Below are 25,321 nucleotides of genomic sequence, written 5' to 3' on the forward strand. Positions count from 1 at the left end.
CCGCGATCGCCGCGGCAGGGTCGTCGCGGCGTATCGTGGCGGCGGACCGCGCGCGTGCGCGGCCGGTCCCGCCACCATCTTGTCCAACGTCCTCAGGAGATTCCGCACCATGGCCACTGCCAAGAAAGCCGCCGCCAAGAAGACCACTGCCAGCAGCAGCAGCGGAAGCGCCGAGAGAAAGGCGGCCCCGAGCGCGGCCGACATGCTCAACCCGCTCAAGGGCATGGCCGAGCGGCTGCAGAACCTCAACATGACCGACGGCGCGAGCAAGCTGCTCGACAGCGGCCGCAAGGACCTGCAGGCGCTGATGCAGGCCAACGAGAAGTCGTTCCAGGGCCTGCAGACGGTGGTGCAGCGCCAGACCGAGATGATCAAGAGCGCGATCACCGACTGGCAGGCCGCCGCCAAGGACATCCCCGGCAAGGATCCGAAGGAAAGCCTCGCCAAGCTCGACGCGCTCGGCCGCCAGTCGTTCCAGCGCGCGGTCGACGACATCAAGGAACTCGCCAACCTCGCGGCCAAGTCGCAGGCCGATGCCTTCGAGGTGGTGCGCCAGCGCATCCAGTCGAACGTCGACGAGGTCACGAAGATGCTGCAGCGCAAGTAGCGCGCGGCCCAGGCGCCGCGCCGGCGCACGGCGCGGCCTTCCGACGACGAACCTCGGTGTGCGGCCATGACCCAGTCCTCCTCTCCCCTCGACCCCATGGCGATCTGGCGCGAGCTCACCGCGCAATGGGAAAAGAGCACCAACGCGTTCGCCAACGAGGCCATGGCCTCCGATCCGTTCCGACAGGGCATGCATGGCGGCATGAACGCCTCGCTGGGCGCGCAGAAGGCGCTCGGCGACCTGATGGCGCGGCTGCTCACGATGCTGAACCTGCCGACGCGCGCCGACCTGCAGGCGCTCTCCGAGCAGTTGCAGCACATCGACGACCACCTGGCGCGGATCTCGCGGCAGCTCGAGGACGGCGGTGCTGCGCCAGCGCCGGCGCCGCAGTCATCGGCGCCGAAGCGCACGAAGCAGCCGCCCTCGATGGCGGCCGCGCCACCCGCTCCCGCACCCTCACCCGCGAAGAAGGCAGCGGCCAAGGCCTCGAAGTCCCCGGCCCGCACCCGCCGCCCGCGCCCATGAGCACGCCCGCCGCCGAACTGCCGGTGCTGCCCGACCTGCGCGCCGAGATCGAGCGCACCATCCAGCGCAACATCAAGGGCCTGGATTTCCTGACCAGCGCCACGCCCGCGGTCGGGCTCACGCCCAAGGACGAGATCCATCGCCGCGGCACGCTGAGCCTCTACCACTACCGGCCGGTGGTCGACGAGATCTACCGCGTGCCGGTGCTGATCGTGATGGCCACCACCAACAAGGGCTACATCCTCGACCTCGCGCCGGGCCAGAGCATGGTCGAGCACCTGCTGCGGCAGGGCTACGACGTCTACATGATGGACTGGAACGCGCCGCGGCCGCAGGAGAAGCGGCTGCGCATCGAGGACTACGTGCTCGACTTCATCCCCGACTCGATCCGCCGCGTGCAGCAGCGCTCGGGCGAGGAGGACGTGAGCATCGTCGGCTACTGCATGGGCGGCGTGCTCTCCACGCTCTACGCGGCGCTGCATCCGGGCGGGCCGCTGAAGAACCTCGCGCTGTTCACTACGCCGATCGACTTCAGCCGCATGACGATGTTCCATGCCTGGTCGGACAAGCGCTACTTCGACGTCGACCGGCTGGTCGACAGCGTGGGCAACGTGCCGCCCGAGATGCTGTTCGCCTCCTTCGACATGCTGCGCCCCGCGGGCCGCGGCGCGGGCCTGGTGCAGCTGTGGGACAACATGGCGAACGACGAGTTCGTCAAGTCCTACCGCATGTTCGACCGCTGGGGCGCCGAGATGCTGCCGCTGGCGGGCGAGTACTTCCGCCAGACCGTGAAGGAACTGATGTGGGGCAACAAGCTGCTCAAGGGCGAGCTCTCGATCGGCGGACGGCCGGTGCGCCTCGCCGACATCGAGGTGCCGGTGCTGCATGCGCTCGCGCAGCACGACCACATCGTTCCCTATGAGGCGGGCGCGCCGCTGATCGCGGGCATCGGATCGGCGGACAAGGAGGAGGTGGTGCTCAAGGGCGGCCATGTGAGCCTGGCCGCGGGACCGAACGCGGTGCGACGGCTGTGGCCGAAGCTCGACGAATGGCTGGGAGTGCGATCCACATGACGAATGCCGCAGACACCTCGACGAACCCGGGTTCGACCCGGCTCTATCCGCGCACGCTGCCGCATGTCGACGGCGAGATCGCGCTGCGCCGCATGGACGCCGCCGATGCCGGCGCGGTGCTGGCCTTCGCGCAGGCGCTGCCCACGCACGACCTGCTGTTCCTGCCGCGCGACATCACGCAGCCCAAGGTGATGGACGCCTGGGTGCGGGCCATCGCGCGCGGCGACATCGACAGCGTGCTCGCGGTGCGCGACGACAAGGTGCTGGGCTGCGCGGCGGTGATCCGCGATCCGCATTCGTGGTCGCGCCACGTGGCCGAGCTGCGCGTGCTGGTCGAGCCTGCCCTGCGCGGCAGCGGCCTGGGCCAGCAGCTCGCGCAGGAAGGCTGCGCGCTCGCGATGGAACAGGGCCACGAGAAGGTGGTGGCGCAGATGACCGTGGACCAGCGCGGCGCGATCGCGGTGTTCCAGGCGCTGGGCTTCCGGCCCGAGGCACTGCTGAGCAAGCACGTGAAGGACCGCGAGGGCCGCGCGCACGACCTCGTGGTGCTGTGCCAGGACGTCGCGCAGGTCGAGGCGCAGATGCGGGCCTACGGGGTGACCGAGGCGTTCTGAGGCGGCGGGTCGAAGCGGCCTTGCGCGGCGAAGGCATCGAGCGCGCGCGCCATGCGTTGCGCCATCGCGAGATGGAAGGGGTCGTGGCCCGCGCCGGGCACGGTCTCGAAGCGGCTGGCGGGCAGCAGGCGCTGTACGGCTCGAGCGGCGGCCGGGCGACAAGTCCGGTCGAGCTCGCCGTGCAGGAACAGCACCGGATGGTCGCGCAGCATGTCGAGCGCGCCCCACCTCACCCCGTCGCCGTCCGCGAGCCAGCAGCGGTGCGCGAGGTAGTGCGCCATCACCCTGTAGCGATCGATCGCGCGCTGCAACGCATCGCCTTGTGGCTCCGGCGCAGCGCCGGACGGGCCGCCCTGCGCGTGCTCCCAGGCCAGCCAGGCGAGCGTCGCGCGCGATTGCAATGCGAGGTCATCGCCCGCGAACACGCGACACAACGCGGGCAACAACGGCGCGCCCTCGGCCAGCGAGACCGCGTCCGCCAGCCGCGACCATGCTTCGGGATAGCTCGCGCGCGCCCCCTCGAAGCTCCAATGCAACTCGGAGGCATTCGGCACGAACAGCCCGCGCAGCAGCAGTCCATCGACGGACGCCGGATGGCGCACCGCATAGGCCAGCGCCAGCGTCGCGCCCCACGAACCGCCGACCACCAGCCAGCGCGCGATGCCCAGGTGCCGCCGCAGCGCCTCGATGTCGGCGATCAGCAGCTCGGTGCAGTTGTGGCGCGTCTCGCCGCGCGGCGTGCTGCGTCCCGCGCCGCGCTGGTCGAAGGCGACCACGCGATAGCGCGCCGGATCGAAGCCGCGCGCGAGCGCGGGCGAGGCGCCCGACCCCGGCCCGCCATGCAGCACGAGCGCGGCGCGACCCTCGACGGCACCGGTGGTCTCCCAGTGCAGCCGATGGCCCTCGCCCACGTCGAGCCGGCCCGTGCCATCGCCTGTAGAACCAAGTGCCTCCAGCATGCGGCCGATGCTACGCCGTCGGACCATGCCCACGCCACGACGGGTGCCGCGACCACGCTGCGCGGCCTGCTCAAACTGGGTATGCTGTCCGCGGAGCGCGCTTTCGCCGCTTCCGAAGGCGCCCATCGGCCTTCGCCTGCGAATGGAATTCCTCAAGGAGACTTCATGACCTGGACCACCCCTCAAGCCACCGACTTCCGCTTCGGCTTCGAGATCACGATGTACGTGGCGGCGCGCTGAGCGCCACGCCCTTTCCGGCACGGCCCGCTTCGGCGGTCCGTGCCGGTTTCGCTTTCCCCTCCCCCTTCTCTCGCGCCGCGTCGCGGCGCTGCACCGCATGCACATCCGCGTCCTGGGCGCCGCCGCCGGTGGCGGCTTTCCGCAGTGGAACTGCAATTGCGCGAACTGCGCCGGCCTGCGCGCGGGCACCGTGCGCGCCCGCGCGCGCACGCAGTCGTCGATCTGCGCCAAGGGCGACGTGGGCGACGACTGGGTGCTGGTCAACGCCTCGCCCGACATCCTCGAACAGATCAAGGCCACGCCCGCGCTGCAGCCCGGGCGCGGCCCGCGCGACACCGGCATCGCGGGCGTGGTGCTGGTCGACGGGCAGGTCGACCATTCGACCGGCCTCTACATGCTGCGCGAGCGCGGCGCGCCGCTGCCGCTGTGGTGCACCGGGCCGGTCCACGAGGACCTCACGCAGGGCAACCCGATCCTGCGCGTGCTCTCGCATTTCTGCGGCGTCGCGCACCACGAGCTGCCGCTCGACGGCCGCGGCTTCGAGGTGCCGGGCGTGAGCGGCCTGGCGCTGCGCGCGCTCGCGCTGGTCGGCAAGGCCGCGCCCTACTCGCCGCACCGCGAGCATCCCGTGCCCGGCGACAACATCGGCCTCACGCTGACCGACACCGCGAGCGGCCGCAGCGCCTTCTATGCGCCGGGCCTCGGCGCGCACAGCCTCGAGGTCGATGCCGCGATGCGCGCGGCCGACTGCGTGATGGTCGACGGCACCTTCTGGCGCGACGACGAGATGATCGCGCTGGGCTTCAGCCGCAAGACCGGCCGCAGCATCGGCCACCTGCCGCAGTCGGGAGCGGGCGGCATGCTCGAATGGCTGGCCGACCTGCCCGCGCGCACGCGCAAGGTGCTGATCCACATCAACAACACCAACCCGATCCTCGACGAGGACTCGCCCGAGCGCGCCGAGCTCGACCGGCGCGGCATCGAGGTCGCCTTCGACGGCATGGAGATCGTGCTCTGAGCACGACGAACGAACAGCCAGGACCCAGGAGCCCATCATCGCCCTCATCGACATCTCCCTCGCGCCGCCACGCGCGCCCAGCGGCGAGCCGGCCTGGAGCCACGCCGAGTTCGAGGCGCAGCTGCGCGCCAGGGGCAAGGCCTATCACATCCACCATCCGTTCAACCGCATGCTCAACGAGGGCCGCGCCACGCCCGCGCAGGTGCGCGGCTGGGCCGCGAACCGTTTCTACTACCAGATCGCGATTCCCGTGAAGGACGCGGCGATCCTCTCCAACTGCCCCGAGCGCGAGGTGCGGCGCGGCTGGGTGCAGCGCATCGTCGACCACGACGGCAGCGGCGACGACCCCGGCGGCATCGAGGCCTGGATCGGCCTCGGCATCGCGACCGGCCTGGCGCGCGAGGAGATCGTCGACCTGCGCCACGTGACGCCCGCGATGCGCTTCGCGGTCGATGCCTACGTGAACTTCGCGCGCCGCGCGCCCTGGCAGGAGGCCGTGTGCTCCTCGCTGACCGAGCTGTTCGCGCCCGAGATCCACAAGCAGCGGCTGGCCGGCTGGCCCGAGCACTATCCGTGGATCGAGCCCGGCGGCCTGGCCTACTTCCGCAACCGCGTGAGCCAGGCGCGGCGCGACGTCGAACAGGGCCTGGCGCTCACGCTCGAACACTTCGCCACGCGCGCGCAGCAGGAGCGCGCGCTCGACATCCTGCAGTTCAAGCTCGACATCCTCTGGGCCATGAACGATGCGATGGCGCTGGCCTACGGCGTGACGCCGGCCGCCGAGGGAGCCGCGTCGTGAGCGCGCCCACGCTCGACAGCCGGCCCGGCATCGCCGACGGCTTTCGGCTGCAGTGGGAGCCCGCGCAGGACTGCCATGTGCTGCTCTACCCCGAGGGCATGGTCAAGCTCAACCAGAGCGCGGGCGAGATCCTCAAGCGCTGCGACGGCCAAAGCGACGTGCGCGCGATCGTGCTCGACCTCGAGGAATGCTTCGACACCACCGGCCTCGGCAAGGAGGTGCTGGCCTTCCTCGAGATCGCGCTCGCGCAGCGCTGGGTGGTGCTGAAGTGAGCGCGACGGCGGCACTGCCGGGTCCGCCGCTGTGGCTGCTGGCCGAGCTCACCTACCGCTGCCCGCTGCACTGCGCCTTCTGCTACAACCCGGTCGACTTCGCCGGCCATGCCGACGAGCTGCCCACCGAGGACTGGCTGCGCGTGCTGCGCGAGGCACGCGAACTGGGCGCGGTGCAATGCGGCTTCTCGGGCGGCGAACCGCTGCTGCGCGACGACCTCGAGGTGCTGGTGGCCGAGGCCCGGCGCCTGGGCTACTACACCAACCTGCTGACCTCGGGCGTGGGCCTGAGCGAGGCGCGCGCGGCGGCGCTCAAGGCCGCGGGCCTCGACCACGTGCAGCTCTCGTTCCAGGACTCCACGCGCGAGATGAACGACTTCCTCTCGCACACGAAGACCTTCGACCTCAAGCAGAAGGTGGCCGGCCTGATCAAGGCCAACGGCTGGCCGATGGTGCTCAACGTGGTGATCCACCGGCTCAACATCGACCACATCGACCGCATCGTGGAGATGGCCGAGGCCATGGGCGCCGAGTACCTCGAGCTCGCCAACACCCAGTACTACGCCTGGGCGCGCGAGAACCGCGCCCACCTGCTGCCCACGCGCGAGCAGATGCGCCAGGCCGAGGCCGCCACCGAGGCTTGGCGCCGCAAGCTCGACGGCCGCATGCGGATCTTCTTCGTGGCGCCCGACTACCACGAGGCCGCGCCCAAGAAGTGCGTGAACGGCTGGGGCAGCATGTTCATGACCGTCGCGCCCGACGGTACCGCGCTGCCCTGCCACACGGCGCGCATGCTGCCGGGCCTCGCGTTCCCGAACCTGCGCGAGACCAGCGTGCGCAGCGCCTGGCGCGATTCGGAGGGCTTCAACCGCTACCGCGGCACCGGCTGGATGAAGGAGCCCTGCAGCAGTTGCGAGCACAAGGAGCGCGACCTCGGCGGCTGCCGCTGCCAGGCCTACATGCTGGCGCACGATGCCGCGGCGGCCGACCCGGTGTGCGCCAAGAGCCCCGCGCACGGCGAGGTGCTGGAGGCCGTGCGCCGCGCCGACGCGGGCGAGCTGCCGGCGCAGCCGCTGGTGTTTCGCGATCCGAAGGCCTCGCGGCGCTTCGTCGCGGCCGACGACGCGCTGTCGCTGCCCCACGGGCACAACTGAGGGGCAGGGGTGCGGTCCGCGGGGTGACCTGCGACAATCGCCGGTTCGCCCGACCGACCCCTTCTACCTGGCCCTACCGTGTCTTTCGCCTCCGAAACCCGCCGCCGCCGCACCTTCGCGATCATTTCCCACCCCGACGCCGGCAAGACCACGCTGACCGAGAAGCTGCTGCTGTTCTCCGGCGCGATCCAGATCGCCGGCTCGGTGAAGGCGCGCAAGGCCTCGCGCCACGCGACCTCCGACTGGATGGAGATCGAGAAGCAGCGCGGCATCTCGGTGGCCTCGTCGGTGATGCAGATGCTGTATCGCGACCACGTGATCAACCTGCTCGACACGCCCGGCCACAAGGACTTCTCGGAAGACACCTACCGCGTGCTCACGGCGGTCGACTCGGCGCTGATGGTGATCGACGCGGCCAACGGCGTGGAAGCGCAGACGCGGCGCCTGATCGAGGTCTGCCGCCAGCGCGACACGCCGATCATCACCTTCGTCAACAAGATGGACCGGGAAGTGCGCGAGCCGCTCGACATCCTCGACGAGGTGGAGCGCGAGCTCGGCATGCCCTGCGTGCCGATGACCTGGCCCGTGGGCCAGGGCAAGAGCTTCCGCGGGATCATGAACCTGCGCACGCAGGCCATGACGGTGTTCGAGTCGGGCAGCGAACGCCTGCCGCAGGACTTCGAGACCATCCCCTTGAGCGAACGCGACACGCTCGCCGAGCGCTTCGGCACCGACTTCGAGACCGCCATGGACAGCATGGAGCTCGCCACCGGCGCCTCGCCCACCTGGGACCGCGAAGCCTTCCTGGCCGGCAAGCAGACGCCGGTGTTCTTCGGCTCGGGCGTGAACAACTTCGGCGTGATGGAAGTGCTCGACGCGCTGGTCGACCTCGCGCCCTCGCCGCAGTCGCGCACCAGCACCACGCTGGTCAATCGCCAGCCGGTGACGAAGGAGATCCAGCCCGAGGACAAGGACTTCGCGGGCGTGGTCTTCAAGGTGCAGGCCAACATGGACGCCAACCACCGCGACCGCATCGCCTTCGTGCGCATGGCCTCGGGCAAGTACACGCCGGGCATGAAGCTCAAGGTGCAGCGCACCGCCAAGGAACTGCGCCCCACCAGCGTCGTGACCTTCATGAGCCAGCGCCGCGAGGCGGTCGAGGAAGCCTATGCAGGCGACATCGTGGGCTTCACCACCCATGGCGGCGTGCAGCTCGGCGACACCATCACCGACGGCGCGAGCCTGCAGTTCACCGGCCTGCCCTTCTTCGCGCCCGAGCTGTTCATGACCGTGATCCTCAAGAACCCGCTGCGCACCAAGCAGCTGCAGCAGGGCCTGGCCCAGCTCGGCGAGGAGGGCGCGATCCAGGTGTTCCGTCCCGAGATCGGCGGCCCGATGCTGCTGGGCGCGGTCGGCCAGCTGCAGTTCGAAGTGGTGCAGCACCGGCTGAAGGCCGAGTACGACGCCGACGTGCGGCTCGAGGGCTGCCAGTACACCGGCGCGCGCTGGATCACGGCGGACACGCCGGCCGAGCTGCGCGAGTTCGTCAACGCCTATCCGCAGCGCATGGCCAAGGACGCGGCCGACACGCTGGCCTTCCTGTGCACCTCGCCCTACGACGTGCGGCTGGCGCAGGAACGCTTCCCGAAGATCCATTTCCACCCGCTGCGCGAACACGCGGGGCTGGCGCTGCAGAGCGCGGGATAACGCGGAAGCGGGCAGCCGGACGCAGAGGACGCGAAGGTTTCGCGAAGGACGCCAAAGAGAAACAAAAAGGTTTTCTTCGCGCCCATCGCGAAACCTTCGCGTTCTTCGCGTCCGGAAGTCCGAATTCAACTGCCCGTCGAGGCGTAGTGCCTCAAGCCGAGCCCCCACACGCGGAACGCCAGCGCGAGGAAGACGAAGCCCGCCAGCGGCGACACCCAGCCCACCCAGTGCGGCGCGCCGAGCGGATCGGGCCGCCCGAGGATCAGCAGCGCGGGGTAATAGGCCACGCAGGCCAGCGGCACCGCGAAGGTGAGCAGGCGCCGGAACCAGCGCGCGTAGAGCGCCAGCGGGTACTGCGCCGCCTGCACGCCGCCGTAGGTCAGCACGTTGGCGATCTCCAGGCTCTCGACGGTCCAGAAGGCCAGCGTGCCCTGCAGCACCAGGATGCCGAGGAACAGCGCCACGCCGCCGGCCAGCGCGAACAGCGCGACGGCCACGGCCTCGGGCGTCCAGGCGATGCCGGCCTGCGCGGTCGCGAAGCCGATCACCGCCAGCCCCTGCAGCAGCCGGCCCATGCGGCTGATGCGGAAGTCGTGGCCCATGAGCTGCAGCGCGAGCGGGCGCGGGCGCAGCAGCAGGCGGTCGAAGGCGCCGCTGCGCAGGAACTCGGTGCCCAGCACATCGAAGCCGCGGCCCAGAGCATCGGCCAGCGCGAACATGCAGTTGACCAGGCCGTAGAACAGCGCGACTTCGCCGAGGGTCCAGCCGCGCACCTCGCCGAAGCGGTGGAACATGGCCCAGACCGCGACCACCTCGATGCCGGTGACGAGGAACTGGCCCACCGTCAGCATCAGCGCCGAGGCCGGGTAGCGCGCCTGCGCGCCGACCGAGGCCTTCACCAGCCGCAGGAACAGCGCGATCGATCCCGGGGACCTGCTCATGTCGCGCTCATCCGCCCTGCACCTGCAGCCGGCGCATGGTGCGCACCAGCAGCCAGCGGCCGGTGACCACCAGCAGCGCGATCCAGAAGCATTGCAGCGCCAGGCCCAGCAACGCATCGATGCCGCGCAACTGGCCGAAGTACAGCCGCGCAGGAATGTCCATCAGCCCGGCCAGCGGCTGCACGAGCAGCGCGGTCTGCCAGGCATCGGGCAGCAGCGCGAGCGGCAGCAGGTTGCCCGACAGCACGATCACCAATGGCGCCGACAGCGCGTTGATGCCGCGCTCGTTGAGCGCCGACAGCGTCGCGACGTTGAGCAGCATCACCATCGCGGTCGACAGCGCCAGGCCCAGCCCCATCGACAAAGCGAAGGCCAGCGCTGCCGCCACGCCCACCGGCGGCTGCCAGGCCCAGGCACCGAGCCCCAGCAGCGGCAGCGCGACGGCGGCGAAGCCCAGCATCAGCGCCGCGCGCGGCAGCAGGCGCGCGGCGATCCAGCCCGCGCTGCGCGCATACCAGAGCGCATAGGCATCGACCGGGCGCAGCCGGTCGTAGGCCACCGAGCCGGTGCGCACCGACTGCGCCACCTCGGGATCGACCAGCCAGGGCATCAGCACCAGCAGGCCCTGTGCGAGCCAGGTGTAGGTGATGGCGTGCTCGAGCGACATCGGCGCCTGCGCGGCCGCCGAGGCACCGCCGTAGAAGGCCGCGAACACCATCACCTTGATGCCGCCCCACCAGCACTGCGTGCCGAAGCCCGCGAGCGCGGCGGTGCGGTACTGCAGCATCTGCAGGAAGCGCGAGGCGAAGGCCGCGGTGTAGGGGCGCGCGATCTCGCGCCATCCGTCCTTCATGCGTCGGCCGCTCCATGCATCGCATAGAAGCGCGCGATCACGGCCTCGATCGCCAGCCCCTCGAGCCGGATGTCCTCCACCGCATGCTCGGCCGCGATGCGCGCGATCAAGGCCGGCGCCGAGACGGCCGCGGGATCGAAGTCGAGCACCAGCGTGCGGCCGTCGCGCGCGTTCACGCGCACGCCGGGCCAGTGGGCGCCGAGGTCGTCGGGCAATTGCGCTTCCTGCGCGAAGTCGACCACCAGCCGGCGCTCGGCCAGCACCTGCGCGCGCAGCGCCTCGACCGGGCTGTCGGCCAGCACGCGGCCATGGCCGATCACGATCACGCGCCGCGCGAGCGCCTCGATGTCGTGCATGTCGTGCGTGGTCAAGAGCACCGTGGTGCCGCGCTCGCGGTTGGCGCGGCGCACGAAGTCGCGAACCGCGAGCTTCGAGGGCGCGTCGAGGCCGATGGTGGGCTCGTCGAGGAACAGGATCTCGGGCTCGTGCAGCAGCGCGGCCGCGATCTCGGCGCGCATGCGCTGGCCCAGCGAGAGCTGGCGCACCGGCTGGTCGAGCACGCGCTCGAGGCTCAGCAGCGCGACCAGCTCGTCTCGCGTGCGGCGGTAGCGTTCGCGATCGACGCGGTAGATGTCGCGCAGCAGGTCGAAGCCCTCACCCACCGGCAGGTCCCACCACAGCTGGGTGCGCTGGCCGAACACCACGCCGATGCGGCCCACGTGGCGCTCGCGGTCGGCGAAGGGATCGCGCCCGTCGATGCGCACGCTGCCGCCGTCGGGCCGCAGGATGCCCGAGAGGATCTTGATGGTGGTGGATTTGCCCGCGCCGTTGGGGCCGATGAAGCCCAGCAGCTCGCCGCGCTCGAGCGCGAAGGACACGCCCGCGAGCGCCTCGACCGTGCGATGGCGGCGGTGCAGCAGGCCGCGCACGGCACCGAGCACGCCGGGGTCGCGCTCGGCGATGCGGTAGGTCTTGAGGAGGCGGTCGACGACGATCTGGGACATGGGCGGGCCGCGCCGGTGCGGTCTGCGCGACCGGCCGGCGGGGGCGGGATGCTACACGAAAGCGCGGCGCGCGCGGCCACCGGTACGATCCGCGCTCCTGCCGTGCCTCGTCCGCCATGTCCTCCTCCACCGCGTCTTCTTCCCTCCCCGCCTCGCCCGACCGCCTGCTGCCGCTGGGCCAATGGCCCGCCGCCGCGCGCGCCACGCTCGCGGGCGTGTTCACCGACATCGACGACACGCTGACCACCGAGGGCGCGATCACCGCCGATGCGCTGGCCGCGCTTGGCGCGCTGCGCGCGGCGGGACTGCACGTGGTGGCGATCACCGGTCGGCCCGTGGGCTGGAGCGAGCCCTTCGTCAACACCTGGCCGGTCGATGCGATCGTGGCCGAGAACGGCGCGGTGGCGCTGCTGCCGCTGCCCGGCGGTGGCATCGCCAAGCGCTACCAGCAGGATGCGCCCACGCGTGCCGCCAACTACCGGCGCATGCAGGCGGTGCTCGCGCGCATCGAGGCGGAAATTCCGGGCGCCGGCCGCGCCACCGACTCGCCGGGCCGCGAGACCGACATCGCGATCGACCACAGCGAGTTCGTACGGCTCGGCGAGGCCACCATCGCGCGCGTGGTGGCGCTGATGCGCGGCGAAGGCATGCATGCCACCGTGAGCAGCATCCACGTCAACGGCTGGTACGGCGGCAACGACAAGCTCGAGGGCGCGCGCTGGATCGTGCGCGAACTCTGGGGGCGCCGGCTCGACGACGAGATCGCGCGCTGGGCCTACGTGGGCGATTCGACCAACGACCAGCTGATGTTCCGCAGCTTCGCGCACAGCATCGGCGTGGCGAACGTCGCGCGCTTCGTGCCGCAGCTGGAGTTCCTGCCGCACTACGTGACCCGCGGCGAGCGCGGCGCGGGTTTCAGCGAGGCGGTGGCAGCGATCCTCGCGGCGCGACCGAACTAAGGCGCGGCACGCCGGCGCAGCGGCGCCCATTGGTTCCAGGTGCCCACCGCCGCCACCAGCAGCAGCACGCCCGCGTAGCCCTCGACCGTCACCAACAGGCCCAGCGGCGCGACCAGGAAGCCCGCGAGCATCGCCGGCAGGCTGAAGGCCAGGTAGCTCACCACGAAGATCGCCGCGAACAGCTCGCCGCGTTCGTGCGACTGGGCCAGCGGCGCGAGCGTCTGCACCAGCGCCGAGAAGGCGCCGCCGAAGCCGATGCCGGCCACCGCCGTGCCAACGAAGAACAGCGCCAGCGAACGCGTGGCAAGCGCCGCCAGCAGCAGCACCAGCCCGAGCGCCAGGCTGGCCATGCCGAGGATCGCCGGGCGCGGCGCCGCGAAGCGGCCCAGCAGCGTGGGCGCCACGGCCCCCACGCCCGACAGCACCGCGATCGTGAGGCCGTTGACCACGCCGCTGTCGATGCCGAACACGTGGTGCATCAGCGAAGGCGCGAGCGACAGGAACAAGCCGCCGAGCGCCCACACCGCGATGAACACCGGCAGCCCGCGTGCGAACTCGGCGCGCGCCCGCACGGGGATCGACACCCGCGGCACCAGCGAGGCCAGCGCGCCGGCGCGCGGCGTCACGGTCTCGGGCATCCACAGCACCAGCGCCGCGCCGAATGCGAACACCAGCGCCAGCACGCCGAACACCCACGTCACCGGCTGCCCGGTCCAGCGCACCGCCATGCCCGTGAGCAGCGCGCCCAGCGCCAGCCCCGCGAGCGGCGACACGCTGGTGATCAGCGCACCCAGCCGCTTCTTCGCGGCCGGTGCTGCCTCGACCACGGCCGCGCTCAGCGCGCCGCTCGCGATGCCGGTCGCCACCCCCTGCACCACGCGCGCGAGGATCAGCCCGCCGATGTCGCCCGCCAGCAGGAACAGCCCCATCGCCACCGCCTGCAGCACCAGCGCCGCGAGCACCACCGGGCGGCGGCCGATGTGGTCGGACAGCGAGCCGGCCACCAGCAGCGAGATCAGGAGCGCGATGGCGTAGATCGCGAACGCCACCGTCAGCATCGAGGACGAGAAGCCCCAGGCATGCTGGAACACCACGAACAGCGGCGACGGCGCGGCCGCCGCGAAGAAGAAGGCGAACAGCACCGCCGCCAGCAGCGGGAAGGCCAGCGCGGCGGGCATGCGCCGCGGCGCCGCGCGGACGGGGGCGGCGGCGGTGCCGGGACGGCTTGCGAGGTCGGGGCATTGGGACACGGTGAACTCCTTGGCGCGAAACGGCTCTTAACGCACAAATCTTTGCGTTTGTGATTCTAGGCTTCTCCCGCTGTTAAAGCAAATATCTTTGCGTTAAAGTCGATTCACCATGAACACCGCCGTCCCGTCCGCCGCTCCCTCTTCTTCAGCCAAGCGCCCCGGCGGGCGCAGCGCGCAGGTGCAGGCGCAGGTGCGCGCCGCGCTCGAGGAACTGGTCGCAGAACAGGGCCGAGAGCGCGTCACCGTGCCGGCCGTGGCCGAGCGCGCGGGCGTCAGCGCCTCCAGCATCTACCGCCGCTGGGGCGATCTTTCCGGCCTGCTGGCCGAGACCGCCACCCACCGCCTCGACCCCGACCGCCCGCTGCCGGACACCGGCACGCTGCGCGCCGACCTCGCGGCCTGGGCGCGCGAACTGATCGAGCACCTGGCCAAGCCGTGCAACACCTCGCTGCTGAAGGCCGCGGCCGCGCTGGCCAACGGCGACGAGGACACCGACTGCCTGCGCAACCGCCGCCGCGAGGCGCTGGCCCTGGTCGAACAGGCCCGCGCGCGCGGCGAGGCCACGCCGACGGCCGAACAGGTGATCGATCACCTGATCGCGCCGATCGTGTTCAGGCTGGTGTTCGGGGGGGAGCCGGTGCGCGTGGAGCTGGGGGAGCGGTTGGTGGGGGAGTTGTTCGCGCTGGGCACACGCAAGGAGGACGGCGCGGCCCGCGCTAGCTAGCTAGCGGTCACCGATCTCACTTCTCCTTCGCCAACCCCAGCTTCTCGATCAGCACCTTCTCCCGCGCCACCGTGTCCTGCGCAAACTTCGTGTACTGCGCCGAGCTCATGTAGTCGGGCAGCATGTCGTAGCGCCCCAGCGCGGCGACGTAGCTCGGCTCCTCCATCGCCTGCTTGAAGGCGTCGTGCAGCTTCTTCACCACCTCGGGCGGCGTGCCCTTGGGCGCGCCGATGCCGAAGGGCGAGTTCTGCACGATGTCGTAGCCCAGCTCCTTGAGCGTGGGCGCATCGGGGAACTTGGCCAGGCGCTTCTCGCCCCAGGTGTTGAGCACGCGCAGCTTGCCGGCCTCGACCTGCGGCGCGAAGCCGGTGCTGTCGGCGGCGGCCATGAGCTGGCCGCTGACCACGGCGAGCATCAGGTCGGCGCTGCCCTTGTAGGGCACGTGCTGCAGCTCGATGCCGGCCTTCTGCGCGACCAGCTCGGTGGTCAGGTGCGGGCTGGTCAGGGTGCCGGTGGAGCCGTAGGTCAGCTTGCCGGGATTGGCCTTGGCATAGGCGACGAAGTCGGCCCAGGTCTTGAACGGGCTGTTCGCGGGCACGACGATGCCGAAGGCATAGCCGGTCACGTTGATGACGTAGTTGATGTCCTTGAGCGGATCCCAGTTGATCTTGGTGGTGTAGCCGAGGCGGAACACGCCGAGCGGGATCTGGGCGATGGTGTAGCCGTCGGCCTGCGAGGTCTGCAGCGCCTGCGCGGGCAGGGTGCCGCCGGCGCCGGGCTTGTTGTCGACGATCACGGGCTGGCCGAGGATGCGGCTCGCGTTGTCGGCGAGCTGGCGCATGGTGATGTCGGTGGGGCCGCCCGCGGGGAAGGCGATCACCAGCTTGACCGGCTTGGCCGGAAAGGCCTGCTGCGCGAAGGCGGCCAGAGGCGCGGCGAAACCGCAGGCGGCGAGCGCGGCGGCGCGGAGGAAGGTGTGGCGGCGGAGCATGGCGGCTGGGGTCCCGGCTGAATTTGAAAGAGCGCGATTGGGCCCCGCCGATCGGCACCAGACAACCGGGGCAGCCCTGATTTCCTCAAGGCCGCAAGGACATTCAGGCCTGCTCGAAGCCCTCGAGCACGTTCACCGCGTTGACGCCCACCTCGGCCACCGCATAGCCGCCCTCGAACACGAACACCGTCGGCAGGCCCGCGCGCGCGAGGTCCTCGCCCATGCGCAGGTAGTCGTCGCTGCGCAGCCTGAAGCCCGAGATCGGATCGCCCTCGAAGGTGTCGACGCCGAGCGAGACCACGAGCGCGCCGGCCTTCACCTCGGCGATGCGCGCGAGCGCGCTCGTCAGCGCCGCGCGCCAGCCCGCGAAGTCGGTGCCGCGCGGCAGCGGCAGGTTGTGGTTGAAGCCCAGCCCCGCGCCGGCGCCGCGCTCGTCGGCATGGCCGAGGTAGTAGGGATAGTCGGTGACGGGATCGGCATGCAGGCTCGCGAAATGCACGTCGTCGCGCGCATAGAAGATGGCCTGGGTGCCGTTGCCGTGGTGGTAGTCGACGTCGAGCACGGCCACGCGCCCGATGCCCGCGTCGCGCAGCGCCTGCGCGGCCACGGCGGCGTTGTTGAGGAAGCAGTAGCCGCCGAAGAAGTCGGCGCCCGCATGGTGGCCCGGCGGCCGGGTCAGCGCGAAGGCGGCGCGCTCGCCGCCGACGACGCGCTGCGCGGCCGTGAAGGCGCTGGCCGCGCCGTGGCGCGCGGCGGTCCAGCTGCCGGCCGTCAGCGGCGTGCCGGCATCGAAGCCGAACAGGCCCAGGCGCGCGGGGAAGCTCGCGGGCAGCACGTCGGTGCGCATGCCGCGCGTGGGCCAGTACGAGGGCAGCGCGTCGCGTTCGGCATTGGCGGGATCGAGCGCCACCCATTCGTCCCAGGCGCCGGCGATGAAGTCGAGGTAGCGCGGCGCATGCACCTTGGCGAGCAGTGCGTCGGGCAGCGCATCGGGCGCGAGCAGCGGGCCGAGCGCGCGGCGCTCGATCTCGGCCTTCACGTGGTCGGCGCGCGCCGGCACCTCGAAGCACGGCACGAGCTCGCCGCGGAACATCTCGACTTTGCCTTGGTGGAGTGCGTGCCGGTCGTTGTAGATGGTGAGCATGGAACGGGGTCGGCGGCGGGCGCCGTGGCTGGACAGCCGCCCATCATGCCGCACGCCGCAGCACGGCCCGGCGCCGGCCCGCGGCCGTGAGCCCGAACAGGTCCTTGGGATCGTCGAGCTCGGGCACCAGCGCGATCTGCCGGCCCACGCCGCGCTCGATGGCGAGCTGGTGGATGTAGCGCAGCGCGGTGTAGTCCTCGAGCGCGAAGCCGACCGAATCGAACACCGTGACCTGGTCCGGCCGCTCGCGGCCCGGCACCTCGCCGAGCAGCACCTTCCAGAGCTCGTGCACCGGGAAGTCGGCCGCCAGCTGCTGGATCTCGCCCTCGACGCGGGTCTGCGGCTCGTACTCCACGAACACGCGCGCGCCGCGCAGCACCCCGGGGTCGAGCTCGGTCTTGCCGGGCGAATCGCCGCCCACCGCGTTGATGTGCATGCCCGGTTCGATCATCCCGGGCTCGAGCACCGTCGCATGGCCCTGGTAGGCGGTGACGGTGGTCACGATGTCGGCGCCGCGCACCGCCTCGGCCACCGAATGCGCGCGCACGATCTCCATCGGCGAACAGGCCGAGAGATGGCGCACCAGCTTGTCGGTGGCATGCGGGTCGATGTCGAACACGCGCACCTCCTCGATGCCCAGCAGCGCATGGAAGGCCAGTGCCTGGAACTCGCTCTGCGAGCCGTTGCCGATCAGCGCCAGGCTGCGCGAACCGGGCCGCGCGAGCGCGCGCGCCGCCATGGCGGAGGTGGCGGCGGTGCGCAATGCCGTGGTGAGGGTGAGCTCGGACAGCAGCACCGGGTAGCCGGTGTCGACCTCGGCGAGCACGCCGAAGGCCATGACGGTGGGCAGCCCCACCGCGGTGTTGTGCGGATGGCCGTTGACGTACTTGAAGGCATAGGCGCCGTCGTCGGCCACCGGCATCAACTCGATCACGCCGAGGTGCGAATGGCTGGCCACGCGGGCCTTCTTGTCGAACTCGCGCCAGCGCAGGAAGTCGTCGCGCAGCGCATCGGCCAGGGCAGCGAGGAACTGCGGCACGCCGGTCTCATCGACCAGGCGGACCAGGCTGTGGACATCGATGAAGCGGGTCATGGCATGGCTCCTTGCGAGCCCCGGCCGGCGCCGCACCCGATCCGTTCCACCATGGCGGGTCCAGGATGAGCGCCTGCGCCAAGGGTTCGAATCCATTCTGCGCCGCGCGCGCGGCCGCGGCGAGGCCCGCGACCCCGACCGCGTCGAGCGCAGGGGCAAGCCCCCGCGCCCGACGGTTCGGGGCTACCGTCCGGCGTTGGTGCCGGCCGAAGAAGGGCTCAGCGCGCCAGCACCGGTGCCAGCGCCACGCCCGTGTGCGTGCCCAGCCGCACCACCTCCTCGGGCGCCGCCGCCCCCACCACGCGGCCGCCGCCGTTGCCGCCCTCGGGCCCGAGGTCGACGATCCAGTCGGCCTCGGCGATCAGGTCGAGGTCGTGCTCGATCACCACCACGCTGTGGCCGCCGTTCACCAGCCGGTGCAGCACGTGGATCAGCTTCTCGACGTCGGCCATGTGCAGGCCCACGGTCGGCTCGTCGAGCACGTAGAGCGTGTGCGGCGCCTTCTGGCCGCGGCGCGTGATGTCGTCGCGCACCTTGCTCAGTTCGGTCACCAGCTTGATGCGCTGCGCCTCGCCGCCCGACAGCGTGGGCGAGGGCTGGCCCAGCGTCAGGTAGCCGAGCCCCACGTCCTTGAGCAGCTGCAGCGGATGGCTGATGTTGGGCATGCTCGCGAAGAACTCGACCGCCTCGTCCACCTCCATCTGCAGCACGTCGCCGATGCTCTTGCCGCGCCAGCTCACGGCCAGCGTCTCGGGGTTGAAGCGCGCGCCGTGGCAGACCTCGCAGGGCACCTTCACGTCGGGCAGGAAGCTCATCTCGATGGTGCGCACGCCCGCGCCGTCGCAGGCCGGGCAGCGGCCCTCGCCGGTGTTGAAGCTGAAGCGCGCCGGGCCGTAGCCGCGCGCCTTGGCCTCGAGGGTGTCGGCGAACAGCTTGCGGATGGTGTCCCAGAAACCGATGTAGGTCGCGGGGCAGCTGCGCGGGGTCTTGCCGATCGGGGTCTGGTCGACCTCGAGCACGCGGTCCACGCTCTGGTAGCCCTCGACGCCCTTGCAGCCGGCCCAGGCCGGGCGCTTGCCCGCGGCATCGGCATCGCGGCCGGCCTTGGTGCTGCGCTGCTGCACCACTGCCTGCACGTTGGCCAGCAGCACGTCGCGCGCGAGCGTGGACTTGCCCGAGCCGCTCACGCCCGTGACCACCACCAGCCGCTGCAGCGGCACGGTGACCGTCACGTCCTGCAGGTTGTGCATGTCGGCGCCGCGCACCGTGAGCCACTGGCCGTTGTCGGGCGCCTTCGGGTCGGGCGAGGGAATGAGCCGGCGCGCCTGCAGCGGATGCTTGATGGCGTCGCGCAGGTAGCGGCCGGTCTGCGACTCGGCCGCCTGCTCGATGTCGGCCACCGCGCCCTGCGCCACCAGGCGGCCGCCGCGCTTGCCGGCGCTCGGGCCGATGTCGATGATGTGGTCGGCGCGGCGGATGGTGTCCTCGTCGTGCTCCACCACCACCAGCGTGTTGCCCTTGTCGCCGAGCTTGTGCAGCGCGTCGAGCAGGATGCGGTTGTCGCGCGCATGCAGGCCGATGGTCGGCTCGTCGAGCACGTAGCACACGCCCTGCAGGTTGCTGCCGAGCTGCGCCGCGAGCCGGATGCGCTGCGCCTCGCCGCCGGACAGCGTGGGCGCGCCACGGTCGAGCGTGAGATAGCCCAGGCCCACCTCCTCGAGGAACTCGAGCCGGCTCTTGATCTCGGGCACCAGGTCGCGCGCGATCTCGGCCTCGCGGCCCGCGAGCGAGAGGTTCTCGAACCAGGTGCGGATGTCGGTCACGCTCATGCGCGCGAGCTCGGTGATGCCGATGCCGCCCTCGCCCCAGCCCGGCGTGCCGGCATGCGCATGGACCGCGCCGCCGCCGAACAGCACCGCGCGCGCGGTGGGGTTGAGCCGCGTGCCCTTGCAGGTCGGGCAGGCCACGTCGCCCACGTCCTCGGCATCGGGCTCGGCGAAGGTCTGCTCGCGCCCCTTCTGGTCGTCGGCCATCACCGAGTCGTCGAAGATCTTGCGCTGTTCCTTGCTGAGCTTGACGCCGGTGCCCACGCAGTCGGGGCACCAGCCGTGCTTGCTGTTGTAGCTGAACAGGCGCGGGTCGAGCTCGGCGTAGCTGGTGCTGCAGACCGGGCAGGCACGCAGGGTCGAGAACACGCTGACGCGGCCGATGCCGGCCGCCGTCACGCCGGCCATCATGGCGGCGCGCAGTCCGTCCATCTCGCTGAGCACGTGCACCACGCCCTTGCCGTGCTCGAGCGCCTTCGTGAGCGCCTCGCGCAGCTGGTTCTCGTTCGTGGGCAGCACGTCGAGGCTGGCCACCGGCAGCTCGATGCTGTGCTCCTTGAAGCGGTCGATGCGCGGGAAGCCCGCGGTCGGCAGGAAGTCGCCATCGACACGCAGGTGCGTGAAGCCGCGCGGCCGCGCCCAGTCGGCCAGCTCGGTGTAGACGCCCTTGCGGTTGCTCACCAGCGGCGCGAGCAGGCCGATATGCTGGCCCTTGAAGTTGCGCATCAGCTGCGCCGCGATGCTGTCGGGCGTCTGCGGCTGCACGGCCGCGCCGTCCTTCACGCAGTGCTGCACGCCGAGCTTCACGAACAGCAGGCGCAGGAAGTGCCAGACCTCGGTGGTGGTGCCCACCGTGCTCTTGCGGCCGCCGCGCGACAGGCGCTGCTCGATCGCCACCGTCGGCGGAATGCCGTAGACGGCATCGACCTCGGGCCGGCCCGCGGGCTGCACGATGCTGCGCGCATAGGCGTTGAGCGATTCGAGATAGCGGCGCTGGCCTTCGTTGAACAGGATGTCGAAGGCCAGCGTGGACTTGCCCGAGCCGCTGACGCCCGTGACCACGCTGAACTTGCCGCGCGGGATGTTGACGCTGAGGTTCTTGAGGTTGTGCTCGCGCGCGTTCACGATCTCGACCGCGTCGGCGCCCGGCGCCTTCTTGGCCTGCGCGATGTAGCGCCGCGCCGCGCGCTCGGCCACCTTGTAGGCGCCCGGGCCGATCGCGAGTTCGTAGTCGGCCAGCGCGGCGCCCGTGAGCGAGGCGCGGTTCTCGCGCAGTTGCTCGGGCGTGCCCTCGGCCACCACCTGGCCGCCGCCCTCGCCGCCTTCGGGGCCGAGGTCGATGCACCAGTCGCTGGCGCGGATCACGTCGAGGTTGTGCTCGATCACGATCAGCGAATGGCCGGCGTCGAGCAGCTTGCGCAGCGCGCGCATGAGGCGCGCGATGTCGTCGAAGTGCAGGCCGGTGGTGGGCTCGTCGAACAGGAACAGCGTGCCCTTGCGCGCCACCGCCTGCTTGCTCGAGGTCGCGCCCTTCGCGGCCTCGGCCAGGAAACCCGCGAGCTTGAGGCGCTGCGCCTCGCCGCCCGACAGCGTGGGCACGGGCTGGCCCAGCTTCACGTAGTCGAGGCCCACGTCGGAGATCGGCTGCAAGACGCGCAGAACGTCGCGGTCGGCATCGAACAGCGCCGCGGCCTCGGCCACGGTCAGCTCGAGGATGTCGGCCACGTTGTAGCTCTTGCCGTGGCGCTCGATGCGCACCTCGAGGATCTCGGGCCGGTAGCGCTTGCCGTCGCAGTCGGGGCAGCGCAGGTAGACGTCCGAGAGGAACTGCATCTCGACGTGCTCGAAGCCCGAGCCGCCGCAGGTGGGGCAGCGGCCGTCGCCCGAGTTGAAGCTGAACTTGCTCGCGGTGTAGCCGCGCTGGCGCGAGATCGGCGCGGTGGCGAAGATCTCGCGGATCGCGTCCCAGGCACCGACGTAGCTCGCGGGGTTGGAACGCGCGGTCTTGCCGATCGGCGACTGGTCGACGAACACCACGTCGCCGAGGTGGTCGGCGCCGAGCAGGCGGTCGTGCGCGCCGGGCGTCTCGGTGGCCTTGCCGAAGTGGCGCATCAGCGCGGGCGCGAGCACGTCCTGCACCAGCGTCGACTTGCCCGAACCGCTGACGCCGGTCACGCAGACCAGGCGCGCGAGCGGGAACTCCACGCTGATGTCCTTGAGGTTGTGCTCGCGCACGCCCTCGAGGATGAGCCGGTGCGTGTTCTCGCTGACCAGCCGCTTGAAGCCCATGCCGATCTTCTTGCGCCCGCCCAGGTACTGGCCGGTCAGCGTGTCGGCATCGCGCAGCGCGTCGGTGCTGCCGTCGAACACGATCTGGCCGCCGCGCGCGCCGGGGCCCGGGCCCATGTCGATCACGCGGTCGGCCGCGAGCATCACGGCGGGGTCGTGCTCGACCACCACCAGCGTGTTGCCCGCGTCGCGCAGCCGCAGCATGGCCTCGGTGATGCGGTTCATGTCGCGCGGATGCAGCCCGATGCTGGGCTCGTCGAGCACGAACAGCGTGTTGACCAGCGAGGTGCCGAGCGCGGTCGTGAGGTTGATGCGCTGCACCTCGCCGCCGCTGAGCGTGCGGCTCTGGCGGTCGAGCGTGAGGTAGCCGATGCCGACGTCGTGCAGATAGCGCAGCCGGGTCGTGATCTCCTCGAACAGCAGCTTGAGCGCCTGGACCTCGCCGGCCGCGCTCGAGCGCTGCGCCTCGCCGGCCGTGGCGATGCCGCCGGCCGTCATGCGGTCGAACAGCTGGCGCAGCCGCTCGATCGGCAGCAGCATCAGGTCATGCAGGCACAGGCCCGGCAGCGCCTCGAGCTGCGCGCGCGTCCACTTCACGCCGATCGGCAGGAAGCGCTTCTCGGGCGGCAGCACCGCGTCGGCGTCTTCCTTGCTGCCGATGCGCCACAGCAGGCTTTCGAGCTTGAGCCGCGCGCCGGCGCAGGTGGGGCACGGCGTGTAGCTGCGGTACTTCGACAAGAGCACGCGGATGTGCATCTTGTAGGCCTTGCTCTCGAGGTAGCCGAAGAAGCGGCGGATGCCGTACCACTGCTTGTTCCAGTTGCCCTCCTTGTAGTTGGGCGTGCCCTCGATCACCCAGTGCTTCTGCTCGGCGGTCAGCTTGTTCCAGGGCGTGTCGCGCGGAATGCCGGCGGCCTCGGCGTGGCGCATGAGGTCGTCCTGCGCCTCCTTCCAGGCCGGGGTCTGGATGGTCTTGATCGCGCCCGCGCGCAGGGTGAGCTTGTCGTTCGGGATCACGAGGCCGAGGTCGACGCCGATCACGCGGCCGAAGCCGCGGCAGGTGTCGCAGGCGCCGACGGCCGAGTTGAACGAGAACATCGAGGGGATCGGGTCGCCGTAGCGGATGTCGCTCTCGGGGCAGTGCAGGCCCGTGGAGAACTTCCACACGTCGGTCACGGCGTTCTCCTCGGCCCCGGTCGCATGCACGGTCACGCGCCCGCTGCCGCGCTTGAGCGCGACCTCGATCGCCTCGACCACGCGCGAGCGCTCGGCGCTCGAGGCGCGGAAGCGGTCGGCCACCACGTCGAGCACCTTGCGCGGACCGGTGGGCGTGGCCACCTCGCGCTCGGCCTGCACGCGCGTGAAGCCGCTGGCCGACAGCCACTGCGTGACCTCGTCGGCCGTGGTGCTCGCGGGCAGCTCGACCGGGAAGGTCACGACCAGCCGCGGATCGCCCGCGGCCGCCGCGCGCTCGACGATCTGCGCATAGATGCTGTCGGGCGAGTCGTGGCGCACCGGCAGCGCGGTCTCGCGGTCGAACAGGTCGGCCGCGCGCGCATAGAGCAGCTTCAGGTGGTCGTTGAGCTCGGTCATCGTGCCGACCGTGGAGCGCGAGGAGCGCACCGGGTTGGTCTGGTCGATGGCGATCGCGGGCGGCACGCCCTCGACCTTGTCGACCGCCGGCTTGTCCATGCGGTCGAGGAACTGGCGGGCGTAGGCGGAGAAGGTTTCGACGTAGCGCCGCTGGCCCTCGGCGTACAGGGTGTCGAACACGAGGCTCGACTTGCCCGAGCCGCTGGGCCCGGTGACCACGGTCATCTCGCCGGTGCGGATGTCGAGGTCGAGATTCTGGAGGTTGTGCTGGCGTGCGCCACGGATGCGGATGGAGCCCTGTGTCATGAGTGCCTTGGGGGTGGGGCAAACATTCTAGGGAGTGGTCCATGACGCGCCGGTGCACCCCGCTGGAAGGACGGTGGCTGCGCAGGGGTTTGTCCGAATGGTGGTTTGAATACTTTTGGAAACAAATAAGGCGTTGGTTTGCAACGGTGGCAGCGCCATCGCAAAGAAGGGGACGACCGCACATGACGAACAAGCACGGCCGCCTGCGCGCGGCCCTGATCGCGCTCGGCGCGCTGGTCTGGCTGCCCGCGCAGGCGCAGATCCTGATCGGCCAGACCGCCGGCATGACCGGCCCGGTGGCCGCCAGCGTCAACGAGACCATCGGCGGCGCGCAGCTCGTGATCGATGCCGCCAATGCGCAGGGCGGCGTGCACGGCGAGAAGATCGAGGTGATCCGGCTCGACGACGGCTTCGACGTCAAGCGCGCGGGAGAGAACGGCCGCGCGCTGATCGAGGACCGGAAGGTGCTCGCGCTCTTCATGAGCCGCGGCACGCCGCATTCGCAGGCCATCATTCCCTGGCTCGACAAGCACGGCGTGGCGCTGATCGGGCCTTCCACCGGCGCGATGGTGCTGCACAAGCCGGTGCAGAGGAACGTGTTCAACGTGCGCGCCACCTACCAGCGCGAGGCCGAGAAGGCGGTGCAGCACCTGCTGACCATCGGCATGGTGCGCATCGCGGTCGTGCACGTGACCGACTCCTTCGGCGCCGATGCGCTCGAGGGCGCGATGACCGGCTTCGGCAAGGCCAAGGCCCAGCCCGCGGCCACCGTGCCGGCCGACCGCGACAAGCCCGACTACGCGGCCATCGTGCCCGCCATCGTCCAGGCCAAGGCGCAGGCGGTGCTGTGGATCGGCTCGGGCAGCGCGGTGGTCGACGGCATCAAGGCGCTGCGCGCGGCCGGCTCGGCGGCGCAGGTGGTCACGCTGTCGAACAACGCCTCCTCGGGCTTCATCAAGCAGCTCGGCGAGGCCAGCCGCGGCGTGGTGGTCACGCAGGTGTTCCCGAGCGAGCGTTCGATCAGCTACCCGATGGTGAAGGAGGCGATCGCGCTCGCGAAGGCCAAGGGCCAGAACGAGCTCTCGCCCGCGGCGCTCGAGGGCTTCGCCTCGGCCAAGGTGCTGGTGGAGGCGCTGCGGCGCGCAGGCCCCAAACCCACGCGCGCCCGCGTGGTGGCCGCGCTCGACGGCCTGCGCGACTACGACCTCGGCGGCCTCGAGATCAGCTACACGCCGCAGGACCACAGCGGCATCGATTTCGCCGACCTCTCGATCATCAGCGAGGGCCGCTTCAAGCGCTGAAGCGCCGCCTTTCCCTCTCGACGAAGCCGGGCCCAGCGCCCGGCTTTTTGCTTTTGCAAACAACGGTTTGACAGGGTTT

General features: G+C 70.9%; 22 protein-coding genes. 13 read left to right on the top strand and 9 right to left on the bottom strand.

The window, feature by feature from the left end:
• Positions 1 to 109 precede the first annotated feature (109 nt).
• The 4 genes from phaP (at position 110) to R0232_RS30870 (ending at position 2,819) form a co-directional block, all read left to right on the top strand.
• The gene (phaP, locus tag R0232_RS30855) at positions 110 to 607 is read left to right on the top strand and encodes a TIGR01841 family phasin (RefSeq protein ID WP_093348084.1); all 498 of its coding nucleotides are present in this window, start codon (positions 110 to 112) and stop codon (positions 605 to 607) included.
• A 66-nt stretch (positions 608 to 673) separates the two neighbouring features.
• The gene (locus R0232_RS30860) at positions 674 to 1,132 is read left to right on the top strand and encodes a hypothetical protein (RefSeq protein ID WP_431510518.1); all 459 of its coding nucleotides are present in this window, start codon (positions 674 to 676) and stop codon (positions 1,130 to 1,132) included.
• Positions 1,129 to 2,205, top strand: a complete 1,077-nt coding sequence (locus R0232_RS30865) for an alpha/beta fold hydrolase (RefSeq protein WP_431510519.1) — start codon at positions 1,129 to 1,131, stop codon at positions 2,203 to 2,205. The genes R0232_RS30860 and R0232_RS30865 overlap by 4 nt, the downstream gene beginning before the upstream one ends.
• Complete coding sequence (locus R0232_RS30870; protein ID WP_431510520.1) at positions 2,202 to 2,819, top strand: N-acetyltransferase family protein; 618 nt, start codon at positions 2,202 to 2,204, stop codon at positions 2,817 to 2,819. Before R0232_RS30865 ends, R0232_RS30870 begins: the two co-directional genes overlap by 4 nt.
• Here R0232_RS30870 and R0232_RS30875 read toward each other — a convergent pair.
• Positions 2,795 to 3,778: an alpha/beta fold hydrolase gene (locus tag R0232_RS30875; protein ID WP_431510521.1), complete on the bottom strand. Its 984-nt coding sequence runs from the start codon at positions 3,776 to 3,778 to the stop codon at positions 2,795 to 2,797. The genes R0232_RS30870 and R0232_RS30875 overlap by 25 nt on opposite strands.
• 165 nt (positions 3,779 to 3,943) lie before the next feature.
• On the opposite strand from R0232_RS30875, the gene pqqA reads away from it, so the two are divergent.
• The 6 genes from pqqA (at position 3,944) to R0232_RS30905 (ending at position 8,968) form a co-directional block, all read left to right on the top strand.
• The gene (gene pqqA / locus R0232_RS30880; RefSeq protein WP_172705269.1) at positions 3,944 to 4,018 is read left to right on the top strand and encodes a pyrroloquinoline quinone precursor peptide PqqA; all 75 of its coding nucleotides are present in this window, start codon (positions 3,944 to 3,946) and stop codon (positions 4,016 to 4,018) included.
• 97 nt (positions 4,019 to 4,115) lie between these two features.
• A complete protein-coding gene (gene pqqB / locus R0232_RS30885) occupies positions 4,116 to 5,036 on the top strand; it encodes a pyrroloquinoline quinone biosynthesis protein PqqB (RefSeq protein WP_431510522.1) in 921 nt (306 codons plus the stop codon).
• 52 nt (positions 5,037 to 5,088) lie between these two features.
• Positions 5,089 to 5,835: a pyrroloquinoline-quinone synthase PqqC gene (gene pqqC / locus R0232_RS30890; protein WP_431512939.1), complete on the top strand. Its 747-nt coding sequence runs from the start codon at positions 5,089 to 5,091 to the stop codon at positions 5,833 to 5,835.
• The gene (gene pqqD, locus R0232_RS30895) at positions 5,832 to 6,107 is read left to right on the top strand and encodes a pyrroloquinoline quinone biosynthesis peptide chaperone PqqD (protein ID WP_093348099.1); all 276 of its coding nucleotides are present in this window, start codon (positions 5,832 to 5,834) and stop codon (positions 6,105 to 6,107) included. Before pqqC ends, pqqD begins: the two co-directional genes overlap by 4 nt.
• A complete protein-coding gene (pqqE, locus tag R0232_RS30900; RefSeq protein ID WP_431510523.1) occupies positions 6,104 to 7,261 on the top strand; it encodes a pyrroloquinoline quinone biosynthesis protein PqqE in 1,158 nt (385 codons plus the stop codon). The genes pqqD and pqqE overlap by 4 nt, the downstream gene beginning before the upstream one ends.
• 78 nt (positions 7,262 to 7,339) lie before the next feature.
• Positions 7,340 to 8,968, top strand: a complete 1,629-nt coding sequence (locus R0232_RS30905; RefSeq protein ID WP_431510524.1) for a peptide chain release factor 3 — start codon at positions 7,340 to 7,342, stop codon at positions 8,966 to 8,968.
• 125 nt (positions 8,969 to 9,093) lie between these two features.
• Here R0232_RS30905 and R0232_RS30910 read toward each other — a convergent pair whose 3' ends face one another.
• Genes R0232_RS30910 through R0232_RS30920 form a run of 3 tightly spaced genes read right to left on the bottom strand, consistent with a single transcriptional unit; the run spans position 9,094 to position 11,766 of the window.
• On the bottom strand, positions 9,094 to 9,909 hold the full coding sequence (locus R0232_RS30910) for an ABC transporter permease (RefSeq protein ID WP_093348104.1): 816 nt from the start codon (positions 9,907 to 9,909) through the stop codon (positions 9,094 to 9,096).
• A 7-nt stretch (positions 9,910 to 9,916) separates the two neighbouring features.
• Positions 9,917 to 10,762, bottom strand: a complete 846-nt coding sequence (locus R0232_RS30915; protein ID WP_431510525.1) for an ABC transporter permease — start codon at positions 10,760 to 10,762, stop codon at positions 9,917 to 9,919.
• Positions 10,759 to 11,766, bottom strand: a complete 1,008-nt coding sequence (locus tag R0232_RS30920; protein ID WP_057590739.1) for an ABC transporter ATP-binding protein — start codon at positions 11,764 to 11,766, stop codon at positions 10,759 to 10,761. Before R0232_RS30920 ends, R0232_RS30915 begins: the two co-directional genes overlap by 4 nt.
• Positions 11,767 to 11,882: 116 nt before the next feature.
• On the opposite strand from R0232_RS30920, the gene R0232_RS30925 reads away from it, so the two are divergent.
• A complete protein-coding gene (locus tag R0232_RS30925) occupies positions 11,883 to 12,725 on the top strand; it encodes an HAD-IIB family hydrolase (protein WP_431510526.1) in 843 nt (280 codons plus the stop codon).
• Here R0232_RS30925 and R0232_RS30930 read toward each other — a convergent pair.
• The gene (locus R0232_RS30930) at positions 12,722 to 13,975 is read right to left on the bottom strand and encodes an MFS transporter (protein WP_431510527.1); all 1,254 of its coding nucleotides are present in this window, start codon (positions 13,973 to 13,975) and stop codon (positions 12,722 to 12,724) included. The genes R0232_RS30925 and R0232_RS30930 overlap by 4 nt on opposite strands.
• A gap of 109 nt (positions 13,976 to 14,084) precedes the next feature.
• On the opposite strand from R0232_RS30930, the gene R0232_RS30935 reads away from it, so the two are divergent.
• Complete coding sequence (locus R0232_RS30935) at positions 14,085 to 14,699, top strand: TetR/AcrR family transcriptional regulator (protein ID WP_431510528.1); 615 nt, start codon at positions 14,085 to 14,087, stop codon at positions 14,697 to 14,699.
• Between the two features lie 16 nt (positions 14,700 to 14,715).
• On the opposite strand, the gene R0232_RS30940 is transcribed toward R0232_RS30935, so the two are convergent.
• The 4 genes from R0232_RS30940 to uvrA all read right to left on the bottom strand — a co-directional run bounded on the left by R0232_RS30940 (position 14,716) and on the right by uvrA (position 23,941).
• Positions 14,716 to 15,690 (bottom strand): tripartite tricarboxylate transporter substrate binding protein, encoded by a 975-nt coding sequence (locus R0232_RS30940; RefSeq protein ID WP_057590734.1) that lies wholly within the window; start codon positions 15,688 to 15,690, stop codon positions 14,716 to 14,718.
• A 103-nt stretch (positions 15,691 to 15,793) separates the two neighbouring features.
• Positions 15,794 to 16,834 (bottom strand): histone deacetylase family protein, encoded by a 1,041-nt coding sequence (locus R0232_RS30945; protein WP_431510529.1) that lies wholly within the window; start codon positions 16,832 to 16,834, stop codon positions 15,794 to 15,796.
• Between the two features lie 43 nt (positions 16,835 to 16,877).
• Entirely contained in the window at positions 16,878 to 17,927 is a 1,050-nt protein-coding gene (locus tag R0232_RS30950; protein WP_431510530.1) for an ornithine cyclodeaminase, read from the bottom strand.
• 218 nt (positions 17,928 to 18,145) lie between these two features.
• On the bottom strand, positions 18,146 to 23,941 hold the full coding sequence (gene uvrA, locus R0232_RS30955; protein ID WP_431510531.1) for an excinuclease ABC subunit UvrA: 5,796 nt from the start codon (positions 23,939 to 23,941) through the stop codon (positions 18,146 to 18,148).
• 182 nt (positions 23,942 to 24,123) lie between these two features.
• On the opposite strand from uvrA, the gene R0232_RS30960 reads away from it, so the two are divergent.
• The gene (locus R0232_RS30960; protein ID WP_431510532.1) at positions 24,124 to 25,242 is read left to right on the top strand and encodes an ABC transporter substrate-binding protein; all 1,119 of its coding nucleotides are present in this window, start codon (positions 24,124 to 24,126) and stop codon (positions 25,240 to 25,242) included.
• Positions 25,243 to 25,321 lie beyond the last annotated feature (79 nt).

This window comes from Variovorax sp. DAIF25, from assembly GCF_050711835.1.
Classification (GTDB): domain Bacteria; phylum Pseudomonadota; class Gammaproteobacteria; order Burkholderiales; family Burkholderiaceae_C; genus Variovorax.

What these genes read in the sequence shown, in the direction of transcription:
- phaP (WP_093348084.1), top strand. Translation starts at nt 110, where the DNA reads ATGGCCACTGCCAAGAAAGCCGCCGCCAAGAAGACCACTGCCAGCAGC.
- R0232_RS30860 (WP_431510518.1), top strand. Translation starts at nt 674, where the DNA reads ATGACCCAGTCCTCCTCTCCCCTCGACCCCATGGCGATCTGGCGCGAG.
- R0232_RS30865 (WP_431510519.1), top strand. Translation starts at nt 1,129, where the DNA reads ATGAGCACGCCCGCCGCCGAACTGCCGGTGCTGCCCGACCTGCGCGCC.
- R0232_RS30870 (WP_431510520.1), top strand. Translation starts at nt 2,202, where the DNA reads ATGACGAATGCCGCAGACACCTCGACGAACCCGGGTTCGACCCGGCTC.
- R0232_RS30875 (WP_431510521.1), bottom strand. Translation starts at nt 3,778, where the DNA reads ATGCTGGAGGCACTTGGTTCTACAGGCGATGGCACGGGCCGGCTCGAC.
- pqqB (WP_431510522.1), top strand. Translation starts at nt 4,116, where the DNA reads ATGCACATCCGCGTCCTGGGCGCCGCCGCCGGTGGCGGCTTTCCGCAG.
- R0232_RS30910 (WP_093348104.1), bottom strand. Translation starts at nt 9,909, where the DNA reads ATGAGCAGGTCCCCGGGATCGATCGCGCTGTTCCTGCGGCTGGTGAAG.
- R0232_RS30915 (WP_431510525.1), bottom strand. Translation starts at nt 10,762, where the DNA reads ATGAAGGACGGATGGCGCGAGATCGCGCGCCCCTACACCGCGGCCTTC.
- R0232_RS30920 (WP_057590739.1), bottom strand. Translation starts at nt 11,766, where the DNA reads ATGTCCCAGATCGTCGTCGACCGCCTCCTCAAGACCTACCGCATCGCC.
- R0232_RS30925 (WP_431510526.1), top strand. Translation starts at nt 11,883, where the DNA reads ATGTCCTCCTCCACCGCGTCTTCTTCCCTCCCCGCCTCGCCCGACCGC.
- R0232_RS30935 (WP_431510528.1), top strand. Translation starts at nt 14,085, where the DNA reads ATGAACACCGCCGTCCCGTCCGCCGCTCCCTCTTCTTCAGCCAAGCGC.
- R0232_RS30940 (WP_057590734.1), bottom strand. Translation starts at nt 15,690, where the DNA reads ATGCTCCGCCGCCACACCTTCCTCCGCGCCGCCGCGCTCGCCGCCTGC.
- R0232_RS30945 (WP_431510529.1), bottom strand. Translation starts at nt 16,834, where the DNA reads ATGCTCACCATCTACAACGACCGGCACGCACTCCACCAAGGCAAAGTC.
- R0232_RS30950 (WP_431510530.1), bottom strand. Translation starts at nt 17,927, where the DNA reads ATGACCCGCTTCATCGATGTCCACAGCCTGGTCCGCCTGGTCGATGAG.
- uvrA (WP_431510531.1), bottom strand. Translation starts at nt 23,941, where the DNA reads ATGACACAGGGCTCCATCCGCATCCGTGGCGCACGCCAGCACAACCTC.
- R0232_RS30960 (WP_431510532.1), top strand. Translation starts at nt 24,124, where the DNA reads ATGACGAACAAGCACGGCCGCCTGCGCGCGGCCCTGATCGCGCTCGGC.